General features: G+C 69.8%; 24 protein-coding genes. 1 reads left to right on the top strand and 23 read right to left on the bottom strand.

Features of this window, described 5'->3' with window-relative positions:
• Positions 1 to 141 precede the first annotated feature (141 nt).
• From P1J78_RS19220 to aroQ, 9 genes are all read right to left on the bottom strand, one after another.
• Positions 142 to 2,730, bottom strand: coding sequence for a TIGR02302 family protein (locus tag P1J78_RS19220; RefSeq protein ID WP_275569007.1), 2,589 nt, complete (start codon positions 2,728 to 2,730; stop codon positions 142 to 144).
• A 49-nt stretch (positions 2,731 to 2,779) separates the two neighbouring features.
• Positions 2,780 to 4,045 (bottom strand): diaminopimelate decarboxylase, encoded by a 1,266-nt coding sequence (gene lysA, locus P1J78_RS19215; protein ID WP_275569006.1) that lies wholly within the window; start codon positions 4,043 to 4,045, stop codon positions 2,780 to 2,782.
• 122 nt (positions 4,046 to 4,167) lie between these two features.
• Positions 4,168 to 4,527, bottom strand: coding sequence for a DsrE family protein (locus P1J78_RS19210; RefSeq protein WP_275569005.1), 360 nt, complete (start codon positions 4,525 to 4,527; stop codon positions 4,168 to 4,170).
• Between the two features lie 101 nt (positions 4,528 to 4,628).
• The gene (locus tag P1J78_RS19205; protein WP_275569004.1) at positions 4,629 to 6,017 is read right to left on the bottom strand and encodes an aminotransferase family protein; all 1,389 of its coding nucleotides are present in this window, start codon (positions 6,015 to 6,017) and stop codon (positions 4,629 to 4,631) included.
• 37 nt (positions 6,018 to 6,054) lie between these two features.
• Positions 6,055 to 6,498, bottom strand: coding sequence for a hydroxyphenylacetyl-CoA thioesterase PaaI (paaI, locus tag P1J78_RS19200; RefSeq protein ID WP_275569003.1), 444 nt, complete (start codon positions 6,496 to 6,498; stop codon positions 6,055 to 6,057).
• A gap of 124 nt (positions 6,499 to 6,622) precedes the next feature.
• A complete protein-coding gene (locus P1J78_RS19195; protein WP_275569002.1) occupies positions 6,623 to 7,054 on the bottom strand; it encodes a PaaI family thioesterase in 432 nt (143 codons plus the stop codon).
• Positions 7,047 to 8,264, bottom strand: coding sequence for an MFS transporter (locus P1J78_RS19190; RefSeq protein WP_275569001.1), 1,218 nt, complete (start codon positions 8,262 to 8,264; stop codon positions 7,047 to 7,049). The genes P1J78_RS19195 and P1J78_RS19190 overlap by 8 nt, the downstream gene beginning before the upstream one ends.
• A 160-nt stretch (positions 8,265 to 8,424) precedes the next feature.
• Positions 8,425 to 9,198 (bottom strand): HpcH/HpaI aldolase family protein, encoded by a 774-nt coding sequence (locus P1J78_RS19185; protein ID WP_275569000.1) that lies wholly within the window; start codon positions 9,196 to 9,198, stop codon positions 8,425 to 8,427.
• 15 nt (positions 9,199 to 9,213) lie between these two features.
• Positions 9,214 to 9,648 (bottom strand): type II 3-dehydroquinate dehydratase, encoded by a 435-nt coding sequence (aroQ, locus tag P1J78_RS19180; RefSeq protein WP_275568999.1) that lies wholly within the window; start codon positions 9,646 to 9,648, stop codon positions 9,214 to 9,216.
• A 156-nt stretch (positions 9,649 to 9,804) separates the two neighbouring features.
• Between aroQ and P1J78_RS19175 the strand changes: the two genes are divergently transcribed.
• On the top strand, positions 9,805 to 10,314 hold the full coding sequence (locus P1J78_RS19175) for a MarR family winged helix-turn-helix transcriptional regulator (RefSeq protein ID WP_275568998.1): 510 nt from the start codon (positions 9,805 to 9,807) through the stop codon (positions 10,312 to 10,314).
• 68 nt (positions 10,315 to 10,382) lie between these two features.
• On the opposite strand, the gene P1J78_RS19170 is transcribed toward P1J78_RS19175, so the two are convergent.
• From P1J78_RS19170 to P1J78_RS19105, 14 genes are all read right to left on the bottom strand, one after another.
• Positions 10,383 to 10,703, bottom strand: coding sequence for a hypothetical protein (locus tag P1J78_RS19170; RefSeq protein ID WP_275568997.1), 321 nt, complete (start codon positions 10,701 to 10,703; stop codon positions 10,383 to 10,385).
• 249 nt (positions 10,704 to 10,952) lie between these two features.
• The gene (purU, locus tag P1J78_RS19165; RefSeq protein ID WP_275568996.1) at positions 10,953 to 11,837 is read right to left on the bottom strand and encodes a formyltetrahydrofolate deformylase; all 885 of its coding nucleotides are present in this window, start codon (positions 11,835 to 11,837) and stop codon (positions 10,953 to 10,955) included.
• A 64-nt stretch (positions 11,838 to 11,901) separates the two neighbouring features.
• Entirely contained in the window at positions 11,902 to 12,804 is a 903-nt protein-coding gene (gene folD / locus P1J78_RS19160) for a bifunctional methylenetetrahydrofolate dehydrogenase/methenyltetrahydrofolate cyclohydrolase FolD (protein WP_275568995.1), read from the bottom strand.
• Positions 12,801 to 13,364 (bottom strand): sarcosine oxidase subunit gamma, encoded by a 564-nt coding sequence (locus P1J78_RS19155; RefSeq protein ID WP_275568994.1) that lies wholly within the window; start codon positions 13,362 to 13,364, stop codon positions 12,801 to 12,803. Before P1J78_RS19155 ends, folD begins: the two co-directional genes overlap by 4 nt.
• A complete protein-coding gene (locus tag P1J78_RS19150; RefSeq protein ID WP_275568993.1) occupies positions 13,357 to 16,290 on the bottom strand; it encodes a sarcosine oxidase subunit alpha family protein in 2,934 nt (977 codons plus the stop codon). Before P1J78_RS19150 ends, P1J78_RS19155 begins: the two co-directional genes overlap by 8 nt.
• Positions 16,287 to 16,565 (bottom strand): sarcosine oxidase subunit delta, encoded by a 279-nt coding sequence (locus P1J78_RS19145; protein WP_275569009.1) that lies wholly within the window; start codon positions 16,563 to 16,565, stop codon positions 16,287 to 16,289. Before P1J78_RS19145 ends, P1J78_RS19150 begins: the two co-directional genes overlap by 4 nt.
• Before the next feature lie 113 nt (positions 16,566 to 16,678).
• Positions 16,679 to 17,926 carry a sarcosine oxidase subunit beta family protein gene (locus P1J78_RS19140; protein WP_275568992.1) on the bottom strand — a complete coding sequence of 416 codons (1,248 nt, stop codon included), beginning with the start codon at positions 17,924 to 17,926 and terminating at the stop codon, positions 16,679 to 16,681.
• Positions 17,927 to 18,081: 155 nt separating this feature from the next.
• Positions 18,082 to 18,729 (bottom strand): helix-turn-helix domain-containing protein, encoded by a 648-nt coding sequence (locus P1J78_RS19135; protein WP_275568991.1) that lies wholly within the window; start codon positions 18,727 to 18,729, stop codon positions 18,082 to 18,084.
• 96 nt (positions 18,730 to 18,825) lie between these two features.
• Positions 18,826 to 19,815 carry a phosphotransferase enzyme family protein gene (locus tag P1J78_RS19130; RefSeq protein WP_275568990.1) on the bottom strand — a complete coding sequence of 330 codons (990 nt, stop codon included), beginning with the start codon at positions 19,813 to 19,815 and terminating at the stop codon, positions 18,826 to 18,828.
• Positions 19,816 to 19,863: 48 nt separating this feature from the next.
• Positions 19,864 to 20,682, bottom strand: a complete 819-nt coding sequence (gene kdsA / locus P1J78_RS19125) for a 3-deoxy-8-phosphooctulonate synthase (protein WP_275568989.1) — start codon at positions 20,680 to 20,682, stop codon at positions 19,864 to 19,866.
• A 19-nt stretch (positions 20,683 to 20,701) separates the two neighbouring features.
• A complete protein-coding gene (locus P1J78_RS19120; protein WP_275568988.1) occupies positions 20,702 to 21,676 on the bottom strand; it encodes a KpsF/GutQ family sugar-phosphate isomerase in 975 nt (324 codons plus the stop codon).
• A gap of 80 nt (positions 21,677 to 21,756) precedes the next feature.
• Positions 21,757 to 21,984 carry a hypothetical protein gene (locus P1J78_RS19115; RefSeq protein ID WP_275568987.1) on the bottom strand — a complete coding sequence of 76 codons (228 nt, stop codon included), beginning with the start codon at positions 21,982 to 21,984 and terminating at the stop codon, positions 21,757 to 21,759.
• Complete coding sequence (locus tag P1J78_RS19110) at positions 21,981 to 22,721, bottom strand: sirohydrochlorin chelatase (RefSeq protein ID WP_275568986.1); 741 nt, start codon at positions 22,719 to 22,721, stop codon at positions 21,981 to 21,983. Before P1J78_RS19110 ends, P1J78_RS19115 begins: the two co-directional genes overlap by 4 nt.
• Positions 22,678 to 24,219 (bottom strand): cytochrome D1 domain-containing protein, encoded by a 1,542-nt coding sequence (locus tag P1J78_RS19105; RefSeq protein ID WP_309568142.1) that lies wholly within the window; start codon positions 24,217 to 24,219, stop codon positions 22,678 to 22,680. Before P1J78_RS19105 ends, P1J78_RS19110 begins: the two co-directional genes overlap by 44 nt.
• Positions 24,220 to 24,242 lie beyond the last annotated feature (23 nt).

Here is a 24,242-nt window from a genome sequence, read left to right as displayed (position 1 = left end):
TCGGCGACATCTGCGATCTCTTCGAACCCGACGAATGCTGGAACTACTTCAAGGCCGCAGGATATGCCCACGATTAAACGCACGAAGCTCTAGAAAATCCTGCAAACTCAAAATCTTCCAGAAGATTTTGCGACGCGCAGCTCAGAACCGGTCCAGAAGCCGCCGCAGGTAGTCCAGCTCCTCGTCCGGCCGGGTCTGGTCGCTCGACCGCCGGCGCAGCTCCTCCAGAAGCTCCCGCGCCCGGCGATAGACGTCGTCGCCCTGCAGCATCTCTTCGTCGGTGCCGATCTCGCCGTTGGTGCCCGGTTCCCGGCCCAGCGGATCGCGCGCCTGGCTGTTGTTCGCCTGGCCCTGCGCCTCGCCCTGCTGGCCCTGGTTCTCCTGGTTCTGGGCCATCATGTCGCCCAGGTTCCGCATCCCCTCGCGCAGCGCCTCGATCGCCTCGGACTGGCTGTCGAGCGCGCCCGCCAGGTCGTCGTTGCGCAGCGCCTCCTCGGCCTCGTCCATGGCGCGGCCGGCGCGGTCCAGCGCCTCGCGCGCCGCGTCGCCCTCCGGCGTGCCGGCGCCCGGCAGGTTGCCCTGCTGCCGCCCCAGCTCCTCGCGCAGCGCGCGCTGCCGCTCGGCCAGCGTACCGGCATCCGGCATGCCCTCGCCTTCGCCCTGGGGCCCGCTCTGCCCTTGCCCCTGATCCTGACCCTGGCCAGGCATGTTCTGCCCGTTGCCCTGCTGGCCGTTCTGCTGCCCCGGGGGCATGCCGCGGTTGCCCTGCTGGCCGCCCTGGTTCTGTCCGAACTGTTCCTGCAGGTCGCCGAAGGTCTCGTCGCTGAGATCCTGCTGGTTGCGCAGGGTCTCGCCCAGCCCCTCCATCGCCTGCTGCCCCGGCGAGGGCTGGCCCTCTCCCTCGGTCACCTCCAGGTTCTCCAGAAGCTGGCTGAGCCGTTCCATGAGCTCCATGGCCTCGTCCATGCGGCCCTGCTCCATCAGCTCCTGCAGCCGCTCCATCAGCGCCTCGATCTGGTCGCCGGTGATCTCGCGCCGCTCGCCCTGGTTCTGCGCCTGCTCCTGGTTTTCGCCGTCCTGGCGCTGCTGCTCGGCCAGCTGGCGGATATAGTCCTGCGTCGCCTCGCGCAGCTCGCGCATCAGCTCGGCGATCTCCTCATCGGTGGCGCCGTTGCGCATCGCCTCTTCCAGCCGCTCGCGCGCCTCGCGCAGCCGCTCCAGCGCGTCCGACAGGCTGCCTTCCTCGATCAGCACCGCGATGTCCCACAGCGCCTGCGCCAGCTCGGCCTGCTGTTCGTCGGTCATCCCGTACTCGTCCAGCAGCTCCAGCCGCCGCAGCAGCACGCGCAGCTTGAGATAGGCCGTCTCGCTGTCGAACACGTCGTCGGGCTGGTAGCTGACGGCGCGCAGCACGTCCGCGATCCGGTTGCCGTTCGCGGCGCGGTTCCAAAGCAGGTCGCGGCGCATCTCGATGATGGCGTTCGCCAGCGGGTCGAAGAACCGCCGCCCCGGCAGCGTGACATGCGCCGGCTCCGACTGGCCCACCTGGCCCAGGTCGTCCTCGGCATAGAGCACCATCGTCACCGGCAGCGTCGCCCAGGGATGCTGCGCGAGGTTGGCGACCAGCACCTCCTCGAAATCGGACCGGTCGCCGGAAATCGTCATCGGCAGGTCCAGCACGATGGGCTCGCGCGGCTCCGGCTCGGGCGCCAGGCCATAGCGGCGGTCGACGGAGGCCAGGTCCAGCGTGATCTCGGCCCGGCCCGCGCGCACGCCGTAGTCGTCCGTCACCCCGAAGTTCTGCCGCATCTCGCCGGCCAGCCCGCGCTCCGGCTCGCCCAGGATGGTCACCTCGGGCGCGCTGTCGGCGCTGACCGAGATGTCCCAGGAGGCGCCGTTGGGCCCGTCGATGGCGATGCGCCCGTCGCGCACCACCTCGAAGCTCTGCGTCGCCTCCGCCGCACTCGGCACGTCCTCGGTGCGGTTCGACACGGTCTCCGCCACGGTCAGGTCGCCGACCTCGCCGTAAAGCCGGATCGTGACCCGGCTCGCCTCGGGCACCGAGAATCCGTCCGCGGTGATGTCGTTCAGGTAGAGCGACGGCTTGCCGGTATAGGCCGGCGGCTCGACCCATCCTTCCCAGCTCGGCCCCGTCGCCACCACGTCGCCGGTCCCGCCCGGCATCGCCTCGCCCACCGTGGCCACGCGCAGGAACGACCCGAACAGCAGCGCCACCGCGAAGAGCAGCGCCGCCACGTAGCGCAGCGCGTAAGGATCCCGCTCGGATATCCGCAGGTTCGGCTCGACCGCCCGGGCGCCCGCCACCTTGTCGGCCATGCGCGCGACATGTGCCTTCCACACCGCCTGGCTCGCCGCGTCGCCTGCGCCGACGGCCTGGGTGTCGCCCAGCGCTGTGATCGGCCGCCCCGGCAATGTCCGGTCCAGCCGATCCAGCGCCTCGTCCGCCCGCGGCCAGTGGAACCGCCGCACGCCCCAGACCAGCGCCGCGAGCCCGCCCAGCGCCAGGATCACGATCCCGGTCCAGACGGCCTCCAGCGGCAATGTCTCGTGAAGCCCGAGCATCAGCGCGGCCAGCGCGATCAGCGCGACGGACCAGAACGGCCAGAACGCCCGCGTCGCGCGCTCGGCCACCATGCCCAGGCGGGTCAGCCGCAGGGGCCGGCTCAGGCGTCGCAGCGCGTCGGCGGAGGGCGTCGTCGTGTCGATCATGTCCCCGTGCATCTCCCCGCGGCGTTGGGCTGGCGCACGGGATAGCGCGTTACAGCCATGCCGGAACTTTATCGCGGCGGACGATCTCGTCAAAGGACGGTCGCGCCCGGATGACATCAAATTGATCGCCGCCGACCAGCACTTCCGGGACCAGCGGGCGGGTATTGTACTCGCTCGCCATCACCGCGCCATAGGCCCCGGCGGAGCGGAACGCCACCAGATCGTCCTCCGAGAGCGGCGGCAGCATCCGCCCCTTGGCAAAGGTATCCCCGGATTCGCAGACCGGCCCGACCACGTCATAGGGCGCATAATCCACCCCCGCCGCGGGCTCGGCGACCGGTACGATGTCGTGATAGGCGCCATACATCGACGGCCGCACCAGGTCGTTCATCGCACTGTCGAGGATCAGGAATCTCCGCCCCTCGCCCTCTTTCACATAGATCACCCGCGCCACAAGCAGGCCCGCATTGCCCGCGATCAGACGCCCCGGCTCGATCTCGATCTCGCAGCCCAGATCGCCCACCGTCTCGCGCACCACGTCGCAATATTCGGTGGGCAGCGGCGGCGCCGCGTTCGACCGCTCGTAGGGGATGCCCAGCCCGCCGCCCAGATCCAGCCGCGTGATGGCGTGCCCCTCGGCGCGAAGCTGTTTCGTCAGCGACGCGACCAGCGAATAGGCATCGCGATAAGGCTGCAGGTCGGTCAGCTGGCTGCCGATATGCACATCGATTCCCACAACCTCCAGCCCCGGCATGGCGGCGACCTCGGCATAGACCTCGCTCGCCCGCGAGATCGGGATGCCGAACTTGTTCTCCGACTTGCCGGTGGCGATCTTCTCGTGCGTCCTGGCATCGACATCCGGGTTCACCCGCACCGCCACCGGCACCGTCACCCCCATCGCCGCGGCCACCTCGGACAGCGCCCGCATCTCCGGCTCGCTCTCCAGGTTGATCTGCCGGACACCGCCCTCCAGCGCCATCCGCATCTCTTCGCGCGTCTTGCCGACGCCGGAAAACACGATCCGCTCGCCCGGGATGCCCGCCGCCTTCGCCCGCGCGTATTCCCCGCCCGAGACCACGTCGACCCCGGCGCCCAGATCGCCCATCAGCTTCACGACCGCCTGGTTGGAATTGGCCTTCATCGAGTAGCAGATCAAATGCGGCAGCCCCGCCAGCCCTTCGTCGAACAGCCGGACATGCCGCGTCAAGGTGGCCACCGAATAGACGTAGAACGGTGTCCCCACCGCCGCGGCGATCTCCGGCACGGGCACGTCCTCGGCGAACAGCACCCCGTCACGGTAAAGAAAATGATCCATCGCCCGGCCCTTTCAGCGCATCCCGCGCCTCATAGCAAAGCCCGCCGCCGATGCAATCCGCCCCCCGGGCTTCTTCTCGTTCCAAATACGCAGATCCCGGCCCGGCCGGCCCGTGCCGAGCTTCAATAGCAAAGTACCGTGCCCGAGGCCGCCGCCAGTTCCACTAGCTTCTCCGGCATCGCGAATTCGGCGTTCAGCCCCTCCAGCAACGCCTCGTCATAGCCCCGCGCCTTCGCCGACTTGCCCGAGACCAGGAACCGCGTCCCCTTGGCCCCGTGCCGTGCGAGGTGTTCGCCGACCACCCCGGTCCCCTCGCCCTCCAGCTCACGATAGGCCGGCGCCAGCAGATGCACCCCGTCGCCCGCGAGGAACACGGTCACGTCATGCCCCTCGGTCGCAGCCGTCAGCGCCACCAGCAAGCCCAGTGTCGCCTTGTTCGCATCCGCAGGCCCCGTATGAATATGCACCAACATCGAAGACATGCCCGTTTACCCGCTTCTTCTGACTGGAAATATCCCGGGGGGTCTGGGGGGCAGCGCCCCCCAGCGCAAGAGAAAGAACGCGCCGCAGGCGCTCCGTCAGATCATCCGAACACCTTGGTCAGCGCGCCGTCGATCGCCGCGGTGATCGCGTCGATATCCTGCGGCGTGGCGATCAGCGCGGGGCTCAGGCACAGCGTCGTGTTCATCCCCGGCAGCGACCGGTTGGTCACCCCGATGATCACGCCCCGCGCCATGCACTCGGCGACCACCGCCTTGGCGTCGGCCTCCGCCACCGGCTCCTTGGTCTCCCGGTCCGCCACCAGCTCGGCGCCGCAGAACAGCCCCTTGCCGCGCACGTCGCCCACGACCGCGTGCTTTTCCTTCAGCGCCGCGAGGTTGCCCATCAGCCGCTCGCCCATGGCGAGGCAGTTGTCCAGAAGCCCCTCTTCCTCGATGATCGCCATGTTCTCCAGCGCCGCCGCCGGCCCGGCGGTGCAGCCGCCGAAGGTCGAGATATCGCGGAAATAGCTCATCGGATCCTCCGCGTCGTCCTTGAACATCTCGAAGACTTTCTCGGTCGTCACCGTGCAGGAGATCGCGGCATAGCCCGACGCCACCCCCTTCGCCATGGTCACGAAATCTGGCTCCACGCCCCAGTTCTGATAGCCGAACCATGTGCCGGTCCGCCCCAGCCCGCACACGACCTCGTCGATATGCAGCAGGATGTCGTATTTCCGGCAGATCTCCTGCACCCGCGGCCAGTAGCCCTCGGGCGGCACGATCACCCCGCCGCCGGCGGTCACCGGCTCCAGGCACAGCGCGCCCACCGTGTCCGGCCCCTCGCGCAGGATCACCTCCTCGATGGCATCCGCCGCGCGGCGCCCGTACGCGGCGCCCGACACGTCGTCCCACTGCTTGCGGTACTCCAGGCAGTGCGGCACCCGCACGAAGCCCTCCGGAAACGGCCCGTATTGCGCGTTCCGCTCGTCCTGCCCGCCGCCGGCGAGACAGGCGATGGTGGTGCCGTGATAGTCGCGGTCGCGGTACAGGATCTTCTGCTTCTTGCCGCCGTAGTGCCGCGCCGAGATCTGGCGCACCATCTTGAACGCCTTCTCGTTCGCCTCGGACCCCGAGTTCGAGTAATACACCCGGCTCATCCCCGGCATCTTCTCCAAGAGCCGCTCGGCGAACAGCGCCCCGGGCACCGTGCCCATCGCGCCGGCGAAGAAGTTCATCCGCAGGATCTGGTCGCGCACCGCGTCGGCGATCCGCGCCCGGCCATAGCCCACGTTGACGGTCCAGACCGCGCCCGACACCGCGTCGATATACTCGCGCCCCGCCGCGTCCCAGACGCGCAGGCCCTTGCCCTCGACGATGATCTTCGGATCGACCGTCTCGAACTGCTTGTGCTGCACCAGGTGATGCCACACGTGGGCCTTGTCGGCCTCCACCACGTGGCTCAGGTCGTTCTTCGTCAGGTCCAGGTTCACGGGACATCCCTCCTGCAAGCGTCTCGTCTGCGGTCTATCACGTCTCGTCCGCGTCGGTCAGGTCGAAATGCGTGCCGGGGATGATGCGCGAACAGCCCCGCATCTCGGCGATCAGCGCGCCGTCGTCCCGCGTCACCCGCACGTCGTAGATCCCGCTGCGCCCGCGCAGGCTGACCTCGCGGGCCTCGGCCGTCAAGCGGTCCCCGGTCATCCCCGGCGCGATGAACGAGATCATGTTGTGCTGCGCCACGGCGGTCTTGTTGTAGCTGTTGCAGGCAAAGGCGAAGGCGCTGTCGGCGAGGCTGAAGATCACCCCGCCATGGCAGATGTCCTGCCCGTTGGTGTGATGCGCCGCCACGGTCAGCGCCGTCACCGCGCGCCCCGGCGCCACTTCGACCAGCTCCATGCCGACCCAGCGCGAGGCATCGTCGCGCGCCCACATCGCCGCCGCGCTCTTCTCCGCAATCTCCTCCGGTATCATCCCGTCCCCTTCGTCACGCCCCAAACCGATCCCGCCCCGGCGCCGGAGTGCCTCCCACGCGCCTTTCGGAGGGCGGGGCGGGCGGGCGGGCGCCCTCCGAAAGGCGCGGCCGGAAGCTCCAACCTCACGCCTCCAGGTACATGAAGGTCGCCGTCGCCAGCGCCGCGGTCTTCGCGCTGCCCTCGGCCCGGACCGACACGCGGCAGACGGCCAGCGTCCGGCCGTTCGACTCGATGTCCACCACCACGTCCGCCGCGCCGTCCGGCACCGGCCGGATGAAGCGCACCGACATGTCCACCGTCGTGCAGTTGCGGAACCGCACGTTCGCCGCCGCCAGCGCCAAAACGCAGGACGTGTCGGCCACCGCCGCCACCGCCTGGCCGCAGAGCACGCCCTGGCCCGGCCCGCCGCGCAGCTGCAGCCGCTCCGACCGGGGCAGCCGAAGCATCGCGCCCGCCGCGCTGCCCTCGACCAGCTCCAGCCCCATCTCCTCGATCCACGGCGCAAAGGTGTCGCGCAGCAGCGCTGCCGCCTCCGCCGGCCCGAACTCAGACATGCACTGCCTCCCGTCTCCGCCGCGTCGCCAGGAAGATCCCGCCAATGATCGCGATGTTCAGAACGTTCCAGGCGATCCCGTTCAGGAACGCCGCCGTGTAGCTGCCGGTGACGTCGTAGATCCACCCCGACAGCCAGCCGCCCAGCGCCATGCCGAGGATCGTCGCGAAGATCACCACGCCCACCCGCGCGCCCGCCTCGCGCGCCGGCATGTATTCGCGCACGATGACGGCATAGCTCGGGATGATCCCGCCCTGGCTCAGCCCGAAGACGATACTCACGGCGTAAAGCGACACCAGCCCGCCCGCCGGCAGGTACAGCACCAGCGCGATGCATTGCAGCGTCGAGCCGATCAGCAGCGTGATCACGCCGCCCAGCCGGTCCGCCAGCAGCCCCGAGATCAGCCGCGACAGCACCCCGCCCCAGAGCATCATCGACAGCATCTCGGTCCCCACCGCCGGCCCGTAGCCCAGGTCGGTGCACAGCGCCACGATATGCACCTGCGGCATCGACATCGCCACGCAGCAGCCGACCCCGGCCACCACCAGCGCCCATTGCAGCACGGCGGGCGACAGCTTCACCCGCCCCCGGTTCGCCCCCGACAGCGCGTCGGCGGCAACCCGCGCCTCCTCCGACACCCGGCGCCGCAGCGCCAGCGCGCCGGGGATCATCACCGCCAGGGACAGCGCCGCGAAGGCCAGATAGACCGTCTCCCAGCCGTGGCTGACCAGCACGCCCGACAGAGCCCAGGGCCAGATCGCGCCGGAGAGGTAATTGCCGCTGGCCGCGATCCCCATGGCGATGCCCCGCCGCTTCAGGAACCAGTGCGAGATGTCTGCCATCAGCGGCCCGAAACTCGCCGCCGTGCCGAAGCCGATCAGCAGCTGGCAGGCCGCCATCCACCACACCGACCCGCCGAGCGGCGCCAGCACGAAGCCGCCCGCATTCGCCAGCGCCGCCGCGATCAGCACCCGCGTCACGCCGAACCGGTCGATCGCCCGGCCCAAGAGCAGGTTGCCCAGCGCGTAGCCGATCATCGTCAGCGTCCAGGGCAGCGAGGCATCGGCCCGGTCCACGCCGTATTCCGCCTGCACGGCGGGCATCACCATGATGACGCCCCACATGCCGACATTGCCCACCGACGCCACGGCCAGCGTGACGCCGAGGCGCGCCCAGGAATATCGGCTGTCGAGGCTGTCGGACCCGGTCATGCGGCGACGCTAGGCCCGGGCGGCCGGAATGCCAAGCCCGCAGCGGGGCATCCGGGCACAAGCCGCTTCGAGGCGGCTTGGCGCAAGCGGATTCGCAACCGCTTGCAAGGGCCTTGCAAGGCCCTTGCGCAAGGCGCTTCGAAGCGCCTTGCCCCGGCGCTCAGCCGACCCGGTCCTTCCACGCCTTCGCCCGCGCCAGCGCGCCGCGGCGCAGGATCGTGGTGTCCAGGTCCACCGCCGTGAAAACGCTCCCCGCTTCGGTCATCTCCTCAAGAAGCGAGTCGTCCGGCGACAGGAAACCCGCCGGCTTGCCCAGCGCCCGGATGCGCCGGATCGCGTCGGCGCAGGCCTTGCGCACTTCCGGGTGGCCGTTCTGGCCCGCATATCCCAGCGACGCCGCCATATCCGCGGGGCCAACGAACACGGCGTCCACGCCCGGCACCCCGGCGATCTCCTCCAGCCGGTCGAGCGCGCCCTTGGTCTCGATCTGCACGATCAGGCAGATCTCCTCGCGCGCCCGGGTGGCGTAATCCTTCACCGCCCCGAACCGGCTCGCCCGGGTCACGCCGGCCACGCCGCGGATGCCGTCGGGCGGATAGGTCACCGAGGCGACGGCCAGCTCCGCCTCCTCCTTCGTCTGCACATAGGGCACCATCACCGTCTGCGCCCCCGCGTCGAGGAACTTCTTGATCTGCGCCGGGTCCAGCGCCGTCGGCCGGACCAGCGTGCTGACCGGATAGGCCGCGGCCGCCTGCAGCATCGGCTGCACCACCAGCGGATCCATCGGCGAATGCTCGGTGTCGATCATCATCCAGTCGTAGCCGCAGCCCGCCAGCATCTCGGTCATCGTCGGGTCGGGGATCGAACACCACAGCCCGATCTGCGGCGTGCCGGCCATAATCGCGGCCTTGAAGTGGTTCCGGGGCAAGTCCATGCGCGTGTCTCCTTCTTATCCCAGCAGCGTGCAGAGCCGCCGCACTGCCGCCACGTATCCCTCGATGCCCAGCCCCGCGATCACGCCGTCGGCGCGCAGCGAGACATAGGAGTGATGCCGGAAGCTCTCGCGCTTGTGGACGTTCGAGATATGCACCTCGATCACCGGCCTCTCGAAGGCGTTCAGCGCGTCCAGCACCGCCACCGAGGTATGCGTCAGCGCGCCCGGATTGATCACGATCCCGGCGGCCGCCTCGCGCGCCTCGTGGATCCAGTCGACGATCTGGCCCTCCCAGTTCGACTGCATCATCCTCAGGTCGGTGCCGTCGGCCAGCACCTCGCGGCACAGCCGCTCCACGTCCGCCAGAGTCTCGCGGCCGTAGATCTCCGGCTGGCGTTTGCCCAGCAGGTTCAGGTTCGGCCCGTTCAGGATGTAGATCGTCTGCGTCATGTCCCTCCCCGCGATCCGCTGCCGCCCCTTCCTCTACCACATGGCGCCCGGACCGCCAGTGCCCCGACAAATGACTTGCCTGAAACGACGCGGCCATGCCAGAAAATTTACATGGAAACGATCGGGGCGGCACAGGGGCCGCGCGGGAGGACGGGGATGGACGCAGCCCCCCGGCACGACACCGGGATCCGGCGGCGCAGCTATGGCGGGCTGACCGAGATGTCGGGGTTCCTGCTGTCTCTGGCACAGGCCCATGTCTATGCCGCCGACAGCGCCAATCCCCAGATCGCCGACCCCGGCACGGCGCAGATCTCGGTGCTGGCGGTGATCCGCGCCAATCCCGGCATCCGCCACGGCGAACTGGCCGACATGCTGCTGATCAAGCTCGCCTATCTGACCAAGCTTCTGAAAGGGTTCGAGGCGCAGGGCTGGGTCCACCGCCGCTCCAACCCGTCCGACCGGCGCACGGTGGAGCTGACCCTGACCCGCGAGGGCGAGGCGGCGGTGGATCGCCTGCTGCCCGCGCTGCGCGCCCAGGACGCGCGGCGGCAAAGCGGGCTGACCCCGCGGGAGATGGCGCAGCTGAAGCGGCTGCTCTGCAAGTACCTGGATATCCCTGCGTCGGCGACCACGGCCTCCGGCGACGACGCGGCAGGGTCCGGCTGACGGGCGCGTCGCGGCCGGTCGTCGCTACGACAGCCCGGCCTGCACAGTCGCGCTGAAACCTGTCCCGGTCACAGAAGATCCGGAAGCATGATGACCAGCGCCGCGCCGCCCAGCAGAACCGCTAGGATCAGCGTGGGCAGCGTCAGCCCGAATGCCAGCAGCGCGACGACCGCCGCCGCGGCCAGAAGCAGGGCGGCCAGCGCTCCATTCCAGTCCACGATCCAGCCACCGCCGAGCGCCAGCATGGGGATCAGCAGGAATCCATAGCGATAGGGGTCGGGCTCGGCGGTCTCGACCTCTTGGCGGGCGCCGAGAAGATAGATGCCGTAGCCGATTGCGATAACACCGGCGAGGAGGCCGACGGCAAGGCCAAGACGTCTGCTGCGCATGGAACCCTCCTTAAGGACCGGGCGGCGCTCTGCCGGAGGATACCACATGTCGCCTCGATTGACGCGGCGGAAACTCGCAAAACCGGCCGGGGACCGACAGGACGGCGAAAATCCGCCCGCATCCGGCCCGCTTCCGAACCGCGTGGCGGCGCGCTCCGGTCGTCCCAAGCCCGGGGCGTCTCATGGGCCTGGTGCAAGCGCCGCGCCATCCGGAACGGTGACGTGTTCACGGCACGCCGCTGCGATCCCCTATCCCATCCGCTCGGACTTGTACGACCCGGGCGAGGCCGGAAACACCACGGTCTTGTTCCCGTTCAGGAACACCCGCCGGTGAATATGGCCATGGATCGCCCTTGCCAGCACCTGCGCCTCCACGTCCCGCCCGAGGCTCACGTAATCCTCCGGGCTCTGGGCGTGGGTCACTCGCACGATGTCCTGCTCGATGATCGGCCCCTCGTCGAGATCCGCCGTCACGTAGTGCGACGTCGCCCCGATCAGCTTCACCCCCCGCCGGAACGCCTGCTTGTAGGGGTTCGCCCCCTTGAACGACGGCAGGAAGGAATGGTGGATGTTGATGATCCGCCCCGACATCGTCCGGCACATCTCGTCGGACAGGATCTGCATGTAGCGCGCCAGCACGATCAGCTCGGCGCCGGTCTCCTCGACCACGTCCATGATCCGCCGCTCGGCGTCGGGCTTGTTCTCCTTCGTGACCTTGATGCAGTGGAATGGGATGTCGTGGTTCACCACCAGCTTCTGGTAATCCATGTGGTTCGAGATCACCGCCACGATGTCGATCGGCAGCGCCCCGATCCGCCAGCGGTACAACAGGTCGTTCAGGCAGTGCCCGAAGCGCGAGACCATGATGTTCACCTTCATCTTCTCGGTCTCGTCGTGGAAGGCATAGTCCATCCCGAACCGCTCGGCCGTCTCCGCGAAATCCGCGTTCAGGTCGTCCAGCCCCGCGCCCTCCTGGCTGTCCACGCTGACCCGCATGAAGAAGCTGCCGGTCTCGAAGTCGTCGAACTGCGAACTGTCGGTGATGTTGCAGCCCTTCCCGGCCAGGTAGGCCGAGATCGCGGCGACGATGCCGCGGGTGGTGGGGCAGGTGACGGTCAGGGTGTAGCGGGGCATACGGATTCTCCGGTCGGTCGGCTATGCAGGCCGATTAGGTCGAAAACGGGCTATGCGCGAGCTCTCAGGCGGTCAGCCCCTCCGGCTCCGGCAGGCCGTTGGCGCGGCAGCAGGCGGTCAGGGTGTTGGCCAGCAGGCAGGCGATGGTCATCGGCCCGACGCCGCCGGGCACGGGGGTGATCGCGCCCGCGGTTTCCTTGGCGGTCTCGAAATCCACGTCGCCCACCAGCCGAGTCTTGCCCTCGCCCTTCTCGGGCGCCGGGATGCGGTTGATGCCGACGTCGATGACGGTCGCGCCGGGTTTCACCCAGTCGCCGGGGATCATCTGCGGCCGGCCCACGGCGGCCACCAGGATATCCGCCGACCGGCAGACGCCGGCCAGGTCCTTCGTCCGCGAATGCGCGATGGTCACGGTGCAGCTGTCGCCCAGCAGAAGCTGCGCCATCGGCTTGCCGACGATATTCGACCGGCCCACGACCACGGCGTTCAGCCCCGACAGCGACCCGTGATGATCGCGCAGCATCATCAGACAGCCGAGCGGCGTGCAGGGCACCATGCTTTTCTGCCCGGTGCCCAGCAGGCCGACATTCAGGATGTGAAACCCGTCCACGTCCTTCGCCGGGGCGATGGCGTTGATCACCTTGTCCGCGTCGATGTGATCCGGCAACGGCAGCTGCACCAGGATGCCATGCACCGCCGGGTCGGCGTTCAGCTGTTCCACCAGCGCCAGCAGGTCGACCTCGGACGTCGCGGCGTCCAGCTTGTGCTCGAAGCTCTGCATCCCGCATTCCACGGTCTGCTTGCCCTTGTTGCGCACATAGACCTGGCTCGCCGGATCCTCGCCCACCAGCACGACGGCCAGTCCCGGGGTGATCCCATGCGTTTCCTTCAGCGCGGCCACGCCCTCGGCCACCTTGCCGCGCACCGTCTCGGAAAATGCCTTGCCGTCGATGATCTCTGCCGTCATCCCGCGTCCTCTCGCCGTTTTGCCGCGACGGTCAGGGCGTGCCACAAGGATCCCGCCGCCGATCGCATCCCCAGGACCGTCAGCCGGTCCCCGGCTCGTCGGATAACGAAAACGCCCAGATGTTCAAGCACGGTCCGCGTCGCCTTGCCCGGCAAAAGCGACGCCGGCGGCAGGTTCACCAGCCGTTCCAGCAGCGCGTCGACCGGCGCGGCGCCCGCGTCGGAGACGATGTCGAACGCCGCCCAGCCGTCCGTCTGCTCGGTCACCGAACAGCCCGGCGCGTTGCGGGCGACCTCGGCGGCAAAGTCCTCCTCCGCCCGGCCCGGCGCCTCCAGCATCCACTGCCCCGGCCCGGTCCAGAAGGCGCCGACGCCCGCGCCCGCGACGCAGTCGCCCGGCCCCGGCAGCTTGAGCCCCATCGGCTCCGGCACGTCCGCGCCGCGTCTCAACGCGAGCGAGGCCAGCCCCAGCCGCGCGTCCTCCGCCACGGTCAGCGGCCCGAAGGCGACGCTTGGCGCCTCGGCCGTGCCGAGCGCGGTGATCGGGGTCAGGTCAGTCACGCAGCCGCTCCCCCTCCGGATCGACGAAATGCGGGCTGACCACCTTGGCCTCGATGTCGGTCCCAGCCAACGGGTCGGCCGCGACGACGATCTCGCCCAGCCGGTCCTGCCCATCCTCCAGAAACCCCATCGCGATGTAGCTGCCCAGGTGCGGCGAGAAGCAGCTCGACGTGACCCAGCCCTGATCCGTCTCGGTCCTCTGTTCGGCCCCCGCCGTGAACAGATGCGCGCCGGCCACGACCTGACGCGACGGGTCCACGGGCCTCAGCCCGACGAGCCGCCGCCGATCCTCCACCAACCCCGCGCGCCGTGACATCACAGCCCCTATGGAATCCTTCTTCTCCGACACCATCCGCGCCAGCCCCAGCATCGCCGCCGTGGTCTGCCCGTTGATCTCGGCGGCCACTGCGTGGCCCTTCTCGATCCGCAGGACGCCCAGCGCCTCGGTCCCGTAGGGCGTGACGCCCAGGTCCTGTCCGCGATGCATCAGCCGCTCCATCAGCGCGTTGCCGTAGCGCGCCGGCACCGCGATCTCGTAGGCCAGCTCGCCCGAGAACGAGATCCGGAACAGCCGCGCGCGCAGCCCGCCGCAGACCGTGACCGCGGCGCAGGCCATGAACGGAAAGGCCTCGTTCGACAGGTCGGCGTCATCGACGATCCGCGACAGTAACGTACGCGACTGCGGCCCCGCCACGGCGATCTGCGCCCAGGCGTCGGTGGCCGAGATCAGCTGCACGTCCAGATCGGGCCACAGGCACTGCCGCGCGAATTCCATGTTGCGGAAGACGAGGCCGGCATTGGCCGTGGTCGTGGTGATCACGTAGTGGTCCTCGCCCAGCCGCGCGCAGGTGCCGTCGTCATAGGCGACCCCGTCCTCGCGCAGCATCAGGCCATAGCGGACCCGGCCGACCTTCAGCGTGGCCATCGTGTTGGAATAGACCCGGTTCAGGAATTCGCCGGCTTCGGCACCCTGCACGTCGATCTTGCCCAGCGTGGTCACGTCGCACAGGCCGATGCTCTTGCGCACCGCCATCGCCTCGCGGTTCACCGACTGGCGCCAGTGCGTCTCGCCGTCCTTGGGGAAATACTGCGCCCGCATCCACTGGCCGACCTCGACGAATTCCGCCCCCTGCGCCTTCGCCCATTCATGCGTCGGTGTCAGCCGCGTGGGCCGGAAATGCGCGCCCGTATCGCCGCCACCCAGCACCGACAAAGCCACCGGCGTGTAGGGCGGCCGGAAGATCGTGGTGCCGGTCTGCGGAATGCCCTTGCCGGTCAGCTCCGCCATCACGGCCAGCGCGGTCACGTTCGCCGTCTTGCCCTGGTCCGTGGCCATCCCCAGCGTCGTCCAGCGCTTCAGCTGCTCGACGGGGCGCATGTTCTCCTTGTGCGCCAGCCGGATATCCTTGACCGTCACGTCGTTCTGGAAGTCGACCCAGGCGCGTCCCCTGTCCGGCACGTGCCAGTAGGCGGCCGGCCGGTCCGGCCTGTCCTCGGCCTCCGGCAGATCAATCGCCGCGGCCCGCACCCCGAGCTCTTCAAGCGCGTCCCGCGCCTTCATCGCCCCGTCGCGCAGCGCCGCATGGGTCGTCCCGTTCCCGGCCGCCGCCCCGGCCACGACCATCCCCGGCGGCAACTCCGCACCCGGCAGGAAGGCCAGATGCTCCTCCGACCACTGCGGCCGGCCCCGGTGGTGCGAGGCCAGTGCCACGTTCGGGTTCCAGCCCCCCGAGACGCCGAGGCTCGCGCACTCGACCCATTCGGGCCGGCCGTTCCGCACGACCTCGATGGCCGACAGCCCGCGCCGCCCGCGCGCGCCCGTCACCACCGCCCCGGTCCAGGTCGGGTAGCCGCCCAGGTTCGGCGCATCCTCGCGCGGGTCGATCACCGCCATCACCGGCACGCCCCGCGCCACGAGGTCCGCCGCCGTCCGGTGCCCGTCGTCGTTATTGGTGAACACGGCCACCCGGCCCTTCGGCGCCACCGCCCAACGGTTGGCATAGGCCCGCATCGCGCCGGCCAGCATGATCCCCGGCCGGTCGTTGTCGCGGAACGGAATGTGCCGCTCGGTCGCCCCGGCGGCCAGGACGGTGCGCTTCGCCGTGATCCGCCACAGCGTCTGCCGCACCGCCCCGCCCGGCCGGGCCAGGTGGTCCGACACCCGCTCCACCACGCCGTAGACGCCGTGGTCGTAGGCCCCGAACACCGTCGCGCGCGTCAGCATCCGAACGTTCGGAAGGCCGGCAAGCTCTGCCTCGACGCTTCTCACCCAGTCCGCCGCCGGCGCATCGTCCAGCGCGTGACGCTCGGCCAGAAGCCGCCCGCCCAGCCGGAAGTCCTCGTCCGCCAGCACCACCTGCGCCCCCGCCCGCCCCGCCGTCAGCGCCGCCGCCAGCCCGGCCGCGCCGCCGCCCACGACCAGCAGGTCGGGATGCAGGAACCCCTTGTCGTAGGCGTCCGGGTCCGGTTCCATCGACAGCCGACCCAGCCCCGCCGCGCGCCGGATCGCCGGCTCGTAGAGCTTTTCCCACCAGCCGCGCGGCCACATGAAGGTCTTGTAGTAGAATCCCGCCGTCAGCAGCGGCGCCGACAGGTCGTTCGCCGCCAGCAGGTCGAAACCCACCGTGGGCCAGCGGTTCTGGCTCGCCGCCTCCAGCCCGTCGAACAGCTCGGCCGTCGTCGCGCGCGTGTTCGGCTCCGCTCGCGCGCCGCTACGCAGCGTGACCAGCGCGTTCGGCTCCTCCGACCCTGCGCTCAGCACCCCGCGCGGCCGGTGATACTTGAAGCTGCGCCCCACCAGCCGCACGCCGTTCGCCAGGAGCGCCGAGGCGAGCGTGTCGCCCGGATGCCCCTGGTAGCGCCGCCCATCGAAGCGGAAGGTCAGCGTGCGGGTGCGGTCGATCAGCCCGCCGTCGATCCGGCTCATGCCCCGGCCCCCTTCACGTCCGCCGCCAGCTCCGCGCCGAGGATCTCGTGAGTGACGGTGTCGCGGGTAACCACCAGCCAGGACCGGTCGCCGTGTTCGTGGAACCACAGCTCGCGATGCACGCCCGCCGGGTTGTCGCGCAGGTAGACGTAGTCGCAGAACCGCGCTTCGGCGTTCTCGGCCGCGGGGTCCGGGCGCTCCAGCAGCCGGGCGTCGCCGAGATAGGTGAATTCCTGCGCGTCGCGCGGGCCGAGAAGGGGATGCGGGATCAGCATGTGCGCGGCCCACACGATCTTCTAGAAGATCGTGCCCCTTCCGAATTTTCTAGAAAATTCTGCGCCTTGCAAAATCTTCTGGAAGATTTTGTCGCCTCGACCATGACCGTCCCTCAATGCAGGTTCGGCTGCGCGCCGGCGCCGCGTTCGTCGATCACGTGGCCGCGGGCGAACCGGTCCAGCCGGTAGGCCGCCGCCACCTCGTGCGGCCGCCCCGTGGCCAGCAGATGCGCAAAGCAATAACCCGAGGCCGGCGTCGCCTTGAACCCGCCATAGCACCAGCCGGCGTTCAGATAGAGCCCCTCGACCGGCGTCGCGTCGATGATCGGCGAGCCGTCCATCGACATGTCCATCACGCCGCCCCAGGAGCGCAAGAGCCGCGCGCGCCCGATCATCGGCATCAGCGCCATGCCGCCCTCGACCACGTCCTCGACCGTGGGAAGGTTCCCCCGCTGCGCGTAGGAATTATAGCCGTCGATATCGCCGCCGAAGACCAGCCCGCCCTTGTCGGACTGGCTGATGTAGAAATGCCCGGCGCCGTAAGTGATGACACCCGGAATGGCGGGCTTCAGCCCCTCCGTCACGAAGGCCTGCAGAACGTGGCTCTCGATCGGCAGCCGCATCCCGGCGAGCCCCATCACCCGGCCCGAATTCCCGGCCACGGCCACGCCCACCGTATTGGCCCGGATCGGCCCGCGCGTCGTCTGCACACCGGTGACCCGGCCGTTGTCGATATCGAAGCCCGTCACCTCGCAATTCTGGATGATGTCCACGCCCGCCACATCAGCGCCCCGCGCATAGCCCCAGGCCACCGCGTCATGCCGCGCCGTGCCGCCGCGCCCCTGCAGCAACCCGCCCTTGATCGGGAAGCGGGCGTTGTCGAAGTTCAGGAAGGGCGCCATCGCGCGCACCTCGTCGGCCTCCAGCAGCTTCGCATCCGCCCCGGCCAGACGCATCGCGTTGCCGCGCCGGCGGAAGCTGTCGCGCTGGCCGTCGGTGTGGCACAGGTTCAGCACGCCGCGCTGGCTGACCATGGCGTTGAAGTTCAACTCCTGCTCCAGCCCCTCCCACAGCGTCATCGACAATTCGTAGAATGGCTCGTTGCCGGGCAGCAGATAGTTCGAGCGGATGATCGTGGTGTTCCGCCCGATATTGCCGCCGCCGACCCAGCCCTTGTCCAGCACCGCGATCCGCGCCTGGCCGAACGTCTTTGCCAGGTAATAGGCCGTGGCCATGCCGTGGCCGCCGCCGACGATGACGACGTCATAGGCGGGTTGCGGCGCGGGATCGCGCCAGAGCGGTTTCCAGCCGCTGTGCCCGCGCAGCGCCTCGGCGACCAGCCTGAACCCAGAGAACCGCATGTCGGGCCAACCCCACCGTTCTTCGTCCCGTCCGACAGGGCAACCGCGGTCGCGATGGTCCGGCTCCGCCATGCCCCGCTCCGAAGCGGACACCGCGCCCCGCCGAATGTCCAGCGCATTTCCCGGCGCGCCCGTGTCCCGCGGCCGGCCGCGCGTCAGCGTTGCTGCGGGTAGGTGATGATCGACAGGTAGCGCGAGGGAAGCTCCACGAGCACCTCCGGCCCGTGCGGCGCGTCGGCGTCGAACAGCAGCGAGTCGCCGGGCGCGAGACGGTAGATCCGGTCGCCGTGGCGATAGTCGACCTGCCCCTCGATCATGTAGAGGAACTCGATCCCTTCGTGCTGGAAGGTCGGGAAGGTGTCGCTCTCGTCGGTGAGCGTGATCAGATAGGGTTCCACCACAACGCCGGAATCGTTCGACCCGATATGACCGAGAAGGCTGTACTGATGCCCGGCCCGGGTTCCCGCGCGGTCGATTTCCACGCCCTCGCCCGCCTTCACATGCATCGCCGAGCGCGGCTCGTCGAAGCCCGAGAAAAGCTGGACGAACGGGACGCGAAGCGCATCGGCCAGAACCTGGAGCGTGTTCAGCGAGGGCGAGATATGGCCGTTCTCGATCTTCGACAGCGTGCCGACCGACAGGCCCGACACGGCCGCGAGGTCCGATCCGGTCATCCGCTGCCGCTTGCGCAAGTCGCGCACCTGACGGCCGATGGCCACCTCCAGGTTCTTCTCCCGCTGGTCGCGGAGGGCGTGCGGGTCCTGGGTCAGTTTGGTCGCGGGCGGTTTCGCCTGCTTGTTCATCTGCGCGCTCGCTCCTGCCCGGCCGATCCGGCGGCGGGACGCACGTTACCTAACGTGATTGCGGCGGAGTCTCAACTGCCCGCGGCGGACGCGCGGTCAGCCGCCCGTCAGGTAGCGCTCGGCCAGCGCCACGGTTCCGTCGGTGAACCCCGCGCCCACTTCCGCGGCCGTCGGCGTCTCGGAATGGCTGGCGATCCACGCGGTCAGTTGCAGCCGGCGCAGCATCACGAAGGTCGGCAGCATGGCCTCGGCCTCCGGCGACAGCTCGGCCACCTCGCGATAGCCCTCCGCCCAGGCCGCCTGCAGGTCCGGCACCGACGGGTCGTCCTCCATGAAGCTGACGGCGGCTGCGAAGTCGAACAGGAACCAGCCGAACCCGCAATCGTCGAAGTCGATCACCGTCAGCTTGCCGTCCTCCACCAGCAGGTTCGCCAGCCGCAGGTCGGCATGGATCAGCCCGAAGCGCTCGGCGCCTTCGCCCCAGTCGGCCAGCCGCGCCTTCAGCGCCGCCGCCAGGCGGTCCAGCACGAGCCGCCCCTCGCGCGTCAGCCCCAGCGCGTCCTGCCACGCCCCCCAGTGCGGCCGGTCGCCGGCGATGGTCTCGAAATTCCAGGTCTTGCGCGTGAACCCGCCGGGCTGCTCCCAGCTACGCGCGTGCCGGTGCAGCCGCGCGCTGATCGCCCCCAGCGTCCGGAACCCCGGCACCAAGTCGTCGCCCGGTTTCGGCTCCACCCCCGGCACGAACGCGAAGGCCACGACATGCCGCCGCGCGGCGCCACACGCGACCTCCAGGATCCGCGGCCCGTCCTCGGCGCTCACGATGGCCGGCGTGTCCAGCACGCCCTCCTGCCGCAGCGCGTCGATCCATGCCAGCTCGGACGCGATCTCGTCCACGGTATGATAGCCCGGCCGGTGCATCCGCAGGATCAACGGGTCGCGCCCCGCCTCTTCGACCTTGAACGTCCCGTTCTCCGAGACGGTCAGGAGCGACAGCTCCGCCGCCTCGGACCGCCCATAGCGCGGCAACAGCCCGCGCAGGGCCTCTGCCAGATCCGCCAATTCCGTATCGCTGGAATCCTCGCCCATCTTCCGGTCCTCGTCCCCTCGATCGCGCCCCGACGATCGCGCCCCGCGTCAGCCCTTCACCACCTCGTCCAGTGCCTTCAACGACCGCAGGACGCCGCCCAGCTCCGCCAGCGGCACCATGTTCGGCCCGTCCGAGGGCGCGTTGTCCGGATCCTCGTGCGTCTCCATGAACACCGCGGCCGCGCCCACGGCCACCGCGGCCCGCGCCAGCACCGGAACGAACTCCCGCTGCCCGCCCGACGCGCCGCCCAGCCCGCCGGGCAGTTGCACCGAATGCGTCGCGTCGAACACCACTGGATAGCCGGTGCCGGCCATGATCGGCAACGACCGAAAATCCGACACCAGCATGTTGTAGCCGAAGCTCGCCCCGCGTTCGCATAGCAGGATCCGCTCGTTCCCGGTCGAGGCGATCTTGTCGGCCACGTTCGCCATGTCCCAGGGCGCCAGGAACTGCCCCTTCTTCACGTTGATCGCCCGCCCGGTCTCTCCGGCGGCTATGAGCAGGTCGGTCTGCCGGCACAGGAAGGCGGGGATCTGCAGGATGTCCACCGCCTCGGCCGCCCGCCGCACCTGCGGCACGTCATGCACGTCGGTGATGACCGGGCAGCCGAACTCGTCGCGGATGCGCGCCAGGATATCCAGCCCCGCCTCGATCCCCAGCCCGCGCTTGCCCGCCAGCGACGAACGGTTCGCCTTGTCGTAGCTGGCCTTGAACACGAAGGGGATCTCCAGCCCCGCCGCGATCTCGCCGATCTCTCCGGCCAGCCGCCGCGCGTGCTCCAGGCTTTCCAGCTGGCAGGGCCCGGCGATCAGCGCGAAGGGCCGGTCGTTGGCGATGCGGATATTGCCGATCTCGACGGTCTTCATGGAACAGGCCTCCTCCGGATCAGGCGACGCCGCTGCGCAGGCAGTCGTGAATGTGCAAAAGGCCCAGCACGCGCGCGTCCTCGTCCACCACGAACAGCGCGCTGATCTTCGCCTCGTTCATCAGCTTCAGCGCCTCCGAGCCCAGCGTGTCGGGTGGGATCGTCTTGGGGTTGCGGGTCGCGACCTCGCCGGCCATCCGTCCCATCAGCTGGTCGATGTTGCGTCGCAGGTCGCCGTCGGTGATGATCCCGCTCAACCGCCCGTCCGCCTCGACGATCCCGGCCACGCCGAAGCCCTTCGACGTCATGGTGATCAGCCCCTCGCGCATCGGCGTGCGGGGCGCCAGGAGCGGCAGCTCGTCGCCCCTGTGCATCATCGCCTCGACCTTGGTCAGCTGCGCCCCCAGCTTGCCGCCGGGATGGAACAGCTGGAAATCCTCGCGCCGGAACCCGCGCCGATGCATCAGCGCCACCACGAGCGCATCGCCCAGCGCCAGCGACGCCGTGGTCGAGGTCGTCGGCGCCACCCCGATCAAACAGGCCTCGGGCGCGTCGGGCAGGAACAGCGTCACGTCCGACTGCGCGTCGAGCGTGCTGCCCCGCCGCCCGGTGATGGTGATCAGCGGAATCGCGAAGCGCCGGCTGTAGGTGACGAGATCCGCCAGCTCCCGCGTCTCGCCGGAATTCGACACGATCAGGCAGACATCCTCGCGGGTGATCATGCCCAGATCGCCGTGGCTCGCCTCGGTCGGATGCACGAACTGCGCCGGCGTGCCGGTGGAGGCGAGCGTGGCGGCGATCTTGCGCGCGATATGGCCCGACTTGCCGATGCCGCTGACGATCACCCGGCCGCGGGCCGAGGCCAGGATCTCGACGGCGCGCAGGTGCTCGGGGCCCAGCGTCTCGGCCATGGCGCTCAGCGCGCCCGCCTCGGTCCGCAGGACCCGCGCCATCTGTTCCCGCACGTCGTCCCCGCCGCCGGGGTTTTCGTTCATCACCGCAGGCCCGCTGGTTGCCATCGTTGCGGCGGTGTGTCCCCGGCGCGCCGGGCGAAGTCAAACGAAAACCGGCGCGGTCAGTCCGCCTGGTCCATCAGCGACCGGCACCACCGCCCGGCCAGCCAGGCCGCCGGCACGCCCAGCGGCACCGACACCACCAGCGCCGTCACCGGCGCCAGCGCCGGCAGGCCGACCCATTGCCCGGTCAGCCCCAGCATGAACAGGTTGATCGCCACTGCCGGCATCGCGAAGGGATACATCAGGACCGCGAGCTTCCGGACCGGCCAGCGCCCCGTTCCGGTCATGCCGCCGCTCCCAGCCCCTCGGCGGCCCGCAGCGCCGCCGCGATCAGCTCTGGCACCGCCGGATGCGCCCCCAGCGGCGGCAACAGCGCGTCCGCCCGCCCCGCCGCGGCCAGCGCCGTGCGCACGTCGTCGCGCACGTGGTTCCCGTTGGCCGCGAAGAACGGCAGGCACAGCATCCGCGCGCCCATCCCGCGCGCCACCTCGTCCACGCCCGGCGCCTGCTCCACGAAGCCCGCCGCGACCGGCCCCGGCCAGCGCGCCGCGAGCGCCGCGGCAAAGCCCTGCGCCGCCCGTCCCGCCGCGGTCCCGGTGGCCGAGCCATGCGCCGCCAGCAGCACCTCCGTCTCGCCCTCGGACCAGCCGCGCCGCGCCGCCGACACCCGCAGGCCGCGCAGCGCCACCGCCTCCAGCCCCGGGTCCAGCCCCAGCGGCCGCAGCACCGTCGCGGGCGCCCCCGCCAGCCGCTTGCGGAGCGCGTCGGTCACGAACCAGCCCGCCGCCATGAACAGCGGATAGACCAGAACCGGCCCGCCCGCTGTCGCCAGCGCGCTCTCCAGAGCCGCGGGTGCCGCCATCGTCGCCGCGCGCACCGGCCCCTCCGGCCGCAGCGCCTGCACCTGGGCGGCCAGTTTCGCCAGCGCGGCCTCCGCCGGCGCCGGGTCCGATGGCTGCCCGTGCGCGACGATCAGCGCCTCAGTGGCTGGTGCCTTCGGAAAAGGTGATCTTGTTCCAGACATTGTATTTCCCCGAGGGTTTGTTCATCGGCAGCCGCGTGACCTCTTCCAGCGTCGCCGCGTCGTAGACGATCACCGCGCCGTCCTCTTCCCAGACCGACACCAGCGCATGCCGCCCGTCCCGGGTGAACTCCACATGCGCCACCGTCGCGCCGGGCACCGGGCGCAGGGTCTTCACGATTTCCAGCGTCCGCTTGTCGATCACGTGCATCGCGTCGCGGTTCGGCCCGAAGAACACGTCGGCCCAGAAATACGGCGTGTTCTCGTGGCTGCGCAGGAAGAAGCCGGGGCCGTCCGTCTCGATCGTCTTCACCAGTTCCCAGCTTTCGGTGTCGATCACCGACAGCTTGCCCTCCTTCAGGTGCGGCGTCGCCATCACCCGCCGGCCGTCCAGCTCCCAGCTGATGCCCGAGCCCAGATGCGGCATCCCCTCCAGCGGCAATTCCGCGATGGCCCGGCCGACCACGAGGTTCACCACCACCGCGCGGCTGCCGTCGCGCGCCGCCCCGATCAGGTTGCGGTAGTCGTCGGAGAAGAAGAAATCGTCCAGCGGCTCGTCGATCTCGATCCGCCGCCGCGCGAACAGCCCCTCGGACGAGGCCAGCGCCTCCACCATCCCCGTCTCGTAGGAATGCACGAAACCCTCGTAGACCGGCGCCGCCTCCGGGTCGGTCGACACCTCCCAGATCTCGGCCGCGTCCTTCAGCGCCAGGATGAAGCTGTCGCGCTGCGGCGCCTGGTAGACGGCCGACACCCGGCTCTCGGTGCCGTCCTTCGCCACCACCGGCATGATCTTCGCCACCGACAGGTCGTCGGTCGCCAGGATCGTCAGCGTCATCGGCAGGTAGTTGGCGACGGCCAGCCACTCGCCGTCCGCGCTGATCGCGATGTTGCGACTGTTCAGCCCGGCGCGCACGCGCCCGACCTCCTGCAGCGCCCACAGGTCGTATTTCTGCACCCAGCCGTCGCGCGACATGATGAAGACGAAACGCCCGTCCGGCGTGAACTTGGGCCCGCCATGCACCGCGAAGGGCGTGGCGAAGCGATCCATCACCTCGAACGTGTCGCCGTCCAGCACCGAGACGTGATGATCCCCCGTCTCCACCGCCAGCGTGACGTTCATCGGGTCCGCATCCCATTGCGGCGCGTCTGCCGCCACGTAGTCCGGATTCGTCTCCCGGCTCGCCGCGATCTCCTCGGCGCCCCAGTCCGGCACCTTCGCCAGCGGCCGCCGCAGATACTCGGCCAGCGCCGCGACCCCCTCGGGCCCAAGCTCTTCGGCGAACCCCGCCATCTGCGTCGCCGGCCGCCCCTCGGCGATCACTGCGTCCAGGTCCGGCCCCCGCATCCGCCCCAGCGTTTCCGGGATCAGCGCGGGCCCCAGCCCGCCCAGCCGGCTCTCGCCATGGCAGGCCGCGCAATAGTCGGCATAATCCGACGCCGGATCGGCCATGGCCGGCCCCGCCAGCACGACCAGTAGAAGCCCAAGCGAAACGCCCAGCCCCTTCTTCTCGTTGAAAAAAC

This window comes from Psychromarinibacter sediminicola, from assembly GCF_029168335.1.
Classification (GTDB): domain Bacteria; phylum Pseudomonadota; class Alphaproteobacteria; order Rhodobacterales; family Rhodobacteraceae; genus Psychromarinibacter; species Psychromarinibacter sediminicola.
The sequence above is the reverse complement of the archived record's forward strand: the minus strand, read 5'-3'. Positions and strand labels throughout refer to the sequence as shown.

Coding starts and splice junctions, on each gene's coding strand:
- P1J78_RS19220 (WP_275569007.1), bottom strand. CDS start 2,730: ATGATCGACACGACGACGCCCTCCGCCGACGCGCTGCGACGCCTGAGC.
- lysA (WP_275569006.1), bottom strand. CDS start 4,045: ATGGATCATTTTCTTTACCGTGACGGGGTGCTGTTCGCCGAGGACGTG.
- P1J78_RS19210 (WP_275569005.1), bottom strand. CDS start 4,527: ATGTCTTCGATGTTGGTGCATATTCATACGGGGCCTGCGGATGCGAAC.
- paaI (WP_275569003.1), bottom strand. CDS start 6,498: ATGATACCGGAGGAGATTGCGGAGAAGAGCGCGGCGGCGATGTGGGCG.
- P1J78_RS19195 (WP_275569002.1), bottom strand. CDS start 7,054: ATGTCTGAGTTCGGGCCGGCGGAGGCGGCAGCGCTGCTGCGCGACACC.
- P1J78_RS19190 (WP_275569001.1), bottom strand. CDS start 8,264: ATGACCGGGTCCGACAGCCTCGACAGCCGATATTCCTGGGCGCGCCTC.
- P1J78_RS19185 (WP_275569000.1), bottom strand. CDS start 9,198: ATGGACTTGCCCCGGAACCACTTCAAGGCCGCGATTATGGCCGGCACG.
- aroQ (WP_275568999.1), bottom strand. CDS start 9,648: ATGACGCAGACGATCTACATCCTGAACGGGCCGAACCTGAACCTGCTG.
- P1J78_RS19175 (WP_275568998.1), top strand. CDS start 9,805: ATGGACGCAGCCCCCCGGCACGACACCGGGATCCGGCGGCGCAGCTAT.
- P1J78_RS19170 (WP_275568997.1), bottom strand. CDS start 10,703: ATGCGCAGCAGACGTCTTGGCCTTGCCGTCGGCCTCCTCGCCGGTGTT.
- purU (WP_275568996.1), bottom strand. CDS start 11,837: ATGCCCCGCTACACCCTGACCGTCACCTGCCCCACCACCCGCGGCATC.
- folD (WP_275568995.1), bottom strand. CDS start 12,804: ATGACGGCAGAGATCATCGACGGCAAGGCATTTTCCGAGACGGTGCGC.
- P1J78_RS19150 (WP_275568993.1), bottom strand. CDS start 16,290: ATGAGCCGGATCGACGGCGGGCTGATCGACCGCACCCGCACGCTGACC.
- P1J78_RS19145 (WP_275569009.1), bottom strand. CDS start 16,565: ATGCTGATCCCGCATCCCCTTCTCGGCCCGCGCGACGCGCAGGAATTC.
- P1J78_RS19140 (WP_275568992.1), bottom strand. CDS start 17,926: ATGCGGTTCTCTGGGTTCAGGCTGGTCGCCGAGGCGCTGCGCGGGCAC.
- P1J78_RS19135 (WP_275568991.1), bottom strand. CDS start 18,729: ATGAACAAGCAGGCGAAACCGCCCGCGACCAAACTGACCCAGGACCCG.
- P1J78_RS19130 (WP_275568990.1), bottom strand. CDS start 19,815: ATGGGCGAGGATTCCAGCGATACGGAATTGGCGGATCTGGCAGAGGCC.
- kdsA (WP_275568989.1), bottom strand. CDS start 20,682: ATGAAGACCGTCGAGATCGGCAATATCCGCATCGCCAACGACCGGCCC.
- P1J78_RS19120 (WP_275568988.1), bottom strand. CDS start 21,676: ATGAACGAAAACCCCGGCGGCGGGGACGACGTGCGGGAACAGATGGCG.
- P1J78_RS19115 (WP_275568987.1), bottom strand. CDS start 21,984: ATGACCGGAACGGGGCGCTGGCCGGTCCGGAAGCTCGCGGTCCTGATG.
- P1J78_RS19110 (WP_275568986.1), bottom strand. CDS start 22,721: ATGTCTGGAACAAGATCACCTTTTCCGAAGGCACCAGCCACTGAGGCG.